At 70.0% G+C, this 2,889-nt stretch carries 2 protein-coding genes; one reads left to right on the top strand and one right to left on the bottom strand.

Annotated features, from left to right (window positions below):
* Positions 1-1,583: NAD-dependent DNA ligase LigA (gene ligA, locus ACXJKH_RS18000; protein WP_457321378.1), on the bottom strand; the 1,583-nt coding region annotated here is incomplete at its 3' end.
* Positions 1,584-1,719: 136 nt separating this feature from the next.
* Between ligA and ACXJKH_RS17995 the strand changes: the two genes are divergently transcribed.
* A complete protein-coding gene (locus ACXJKH_RS17995; protein WP_457321376.1) occupies positions 1,720-2,835 on the top strand; it encodes a pyridoxal phosphate-dependent aminotransferase in 1,116 nt (371 codons plus the stop codon).
* Positions 2,836-2,889 lie beyond the last annotated feature (54 nt).

The raw sequence follows: 2,889 nt of genomic DNA, 5'->3' as shown, positions 1-2,889 counted from the left end.
CGCCAGCCCTCGTCATTGCCGTCCAGCTGCAGAATGCTGCGCAGGTAGTGGCCACTGCCTTCCGGCGGCAGGTGCAGGCCGATCTGCGCGGCCAGCGCGTCCGGCGATTCGGCATCGAGCACCAGCTTGAGCTGCAGCAGCTGGTCGCGGGTGATCCGGTACAGGTCGGCCACGCCGCGCACGATGCCGGCGTCGACCAGGGTTTCGATGTACTTGCCGCCGAGGCCGTCGATATCCATCGCGCGGCGTGAGGCGAAGTGCGCGATCGCTTCCTTGCGCTGCGCCGGGCAGCTCAACTCGCCCGAGCAGCGCCACGCGGCCGCATCCTCCTCGCGCACGATCTCCGAACCGCACACCGGGCAGTGGCTGGGCATGCGCCATGGCGTGGTGCCGGCCGGACGGCGGTCGGCGATCACGCTGACCACTTCGGGGATCACATCGCCGGCGCGGCGCACGATCACCGTGTCGCCCACGCGCACGTCCAGGCGCTCGATCTGGTCGGCGTTGTGCAGTGTGGCGTTGGACACGATCACCCCGGCTACCGCGACCGGGTTCAGACGCGCCACCGGGGTGGCCGCGCCGGTGCGGCCGATCTGGATTTCGATCGCCTCCACCGTGGTGGTCTGTTCCTGCGCGGGGAACTTGTGCGCGATCGCCCATCGCGGTGCACGCGAGACGAAGCCCATCTGTTCCTGCCCCACGCGATCGTCCAGCTTGTAGACCACGCCGTCGATGTCGAAGGCCAGGCCGTCGCGGCGCTCGCCGATGTCGCGGTAGTACGCCAGCAGGCCGTCGCTGCCCTCCACCACCCTGCACAGGTCGCTGACCGGGAACCCCCACGCGCGCAGCTGCGCCAGCGTGGCCGAATGCGTGGGCGGCAGTTCACCGCCCTGCACTTCGCCGGTGCCATAGGCATAGAAGCYGAGCTTGCGCCGTGCGCTCATTTTCGGGTCGAGCTGGCGCAGCGAACCGGCCGCGGCGTTGCGCGGGTTGGCCAGCACCTTGCCGTCATGCAGGCGGGCCTGTGCGTTGTAGGCCTCGAAGTCCGCGCGGGCCATGTAGACCTCGCCGCGCACTTCCAGCACCTCGGGCCAGCCCTCGCCGGTAAGCACCTGTGGAATCACCGCGATCTGGCGCAGGTTGGCACTGACATCCTCACCGGTGGCGCCATCGCCACGGGTGGCGCCCTGCACGAAACGCCCGTCCTCGTAACGCAGGCTGATCGCCAGGCCATCGAGCTTGGGTTCGGCGGAGAAGTACAGCGCATCGCGGCGCAGGCGCTCGCCGATGCGGCGCACGAAATCCTGCACCTCCTCATCGCTGAAGGCATTGCCCAGCGACAGCATCGGCACCGCATGGCGTACCTCGGCAAAACGTGAGGACGCCTTGCCGCCCACGCGCTGGGTCGGCGAATCGGCCCGGRCCACCTCGGGATGGGCCAGCTCCAGCGCTTCCAGCTCACGCACCAGGCGGTCGTACTCCGCATCCGGGATCAGCTGCTCGTCGCGCTCGTGGTAGGCCTTGCCGGCGTCGTCGATCTGTCGGCGCAGCGCCTCGGCACGTTCAGCGGGGCTGGGGCTCATGCGGGAAGCATCCTGAAGGGGCAGTAGATTTTATGGCCTGCCGCCCCCGGCAGCCACCCTGGATGACGGCCCCGCACGCTTGCCGCCGCCGGGTAGCGGCGCTAGCGTGCGCGAAGTCCCTTCCCGCAGGTGCCGTGTGACCTCTCCCGCTCCTACCCGCCGTGCGTTCCTGCAACTGGCCGGCACCGGCCTGGCCCTGTCCGGGCTGGGTCTGTCCACGGCAGCCGCTGCCACCCCGCGCACCGCAGCGGCGGCCGGCCCGGTGCTGCTGAACTTCAACGAATGCCCGTATGGCCCGGCACCGGCGGCGCAGGCGGCCGCGCGCAATATCGTCGCTGGCAGCGGCCGTTACCTGTTCGCGCTGGCCGGCGAGCTGCGCGATGTGCTTGCCCGGCAGGAAGGGCTGGGCAAGGACCAGGTGCGGCTGTATCCGGGTTCGAGCGAACCACTGAATCGGGCGGCGATATTGTGGACTTCGTCCAGCGCCGGCCTGGTGGTGGCCGACCCCACCTTCGAAGCGCTCGGCGATCTGGCCGCCGCGCGTGGTGCAACGGTGGCCAAGGTGCCGCTGCGCGACGACGGTGCCCACGACGTCCGTGCGATGGCCGCCGCAGCAGCGCGGATCAACGCCGGGCTGCTGTACCTGTGCAACCCCAACAACCCGACCGGCTCGATCACCCCGGCGGCGGACATTGCCTGGCTGCTCGCCAACAAGCCCCGGCAGACCCGCGTGCTGGTCGACGAAGCCTACCTGCAGTACAGCGAGCAACGCTCGGTGATCGGCCAGGTGATGCAGCGCGACGATGTCATCGTGCTGCGCACCTTCTCCAAATTGTACGGCATGGCGGGGCTGCGCCTGGGCGTGGCCGCCGCGCACCCGGACCGGTTGCAGGAACTGGCCAGCCTGGGCGACAACCCGCTGCCGGTGACTGCGCTGGCGGCCGGTCTGGCCAGCCTTCGCGCGCCGACGCTGGTGGCCGAACGCAAGGCCGAGAACACGCGCGTGCGCCGCGCCACGATCGACTGGCTGGGCGCGCGCGGTTTCAGTTGCGTGCCGTCCGAAGCGAATTGTTTCGTGGTCGATGTAAAGCGCGACGGCACCGCGTTCACCGCCGCGATGGCCGAACGCGGCGTGGTCATCGGCCGCAGCTGGCCGATCTGGCCGCAGCGGGTGCGGGTGACGGTGGGCACCGAGGGTGAGATGGCGCGATTCCGCGAAGCGTTCGCAGCGGTGGTGGGCGCTTCGTCCTGACGGTAGACGCAGCCGAGCATGGCTCGGCTCTACCTTGGGGCGTGGCGCAGGTAG

It is taken from the genome of Stenotrophomonas sp. P5_B8 (assembly GCF_054049855.1).
Note: the sequence above shows the minus strand (reverse complement) of the source record. Positions and strands in the feature narration are given on the sequence as shown.